The sequence below is a fragment of the Pseudomonas tremae genome (genome assembly GCF_001401155.1).
Lineage (GTDB): Bacteria > Pseudomonadota > Gammaproteobacteria > Pseudomonadales > Pseudomonadaceae > Aquipseudomonas > Aquipseudomonas tremae.
On the sequence record NZ_LJRO01000350.1, the window covers coordinates 1 to 416 of the forward strand.

At 58.9% G+C, this 416-nt stretch carries 1 pseudogene; it reads right to left on the minus strand.

The annotated features are described in order from the left end of the window. Window positions 1–416 (minus strand): annotated as a pseudogene (locus tag ALO43_RS18830) (MG2 domain-containing protein); the annotation flags it as partial.

The following is a 416-nucleotide window of genomic DNA, read 5'->3' on the forward strand; positions in this document are numbered from 1 at the left end:
AGATGTGTATAAGAGACAGGCTCAGGGCCTTGCCGCCCTCGAGCGCTTGAGTGAAGACGTCCAGACGGTTGCTGTAACGGTGTATCGACAGACCGATATCACTGAGGGTGAATAGGGTAGCCGGCTGCGAGTAGCTGTAGGTCCCCGACGCGCGCATGACTGCCAGATAAACACCCGGCTGTTGCAGAGGTTTGATACCGGCAATCGGTAGCAGCAGGGTTTCACGGGTATTGCGCGCAGGCTTGAGGTCGAAACGACCGCTGTGGACCAGTTCGGCCATAGGCAACAGCTCTTCGGAGCTGTAGCTGGACAGGCTCGACGCGCCGTCCCACTGGGCGAGGAAGTTGGGCATCGAGTCGGGTTTGACGCGAAAGAATTCGACATCCACCTTGTCGACGTTCAGGGCGATGACCGGC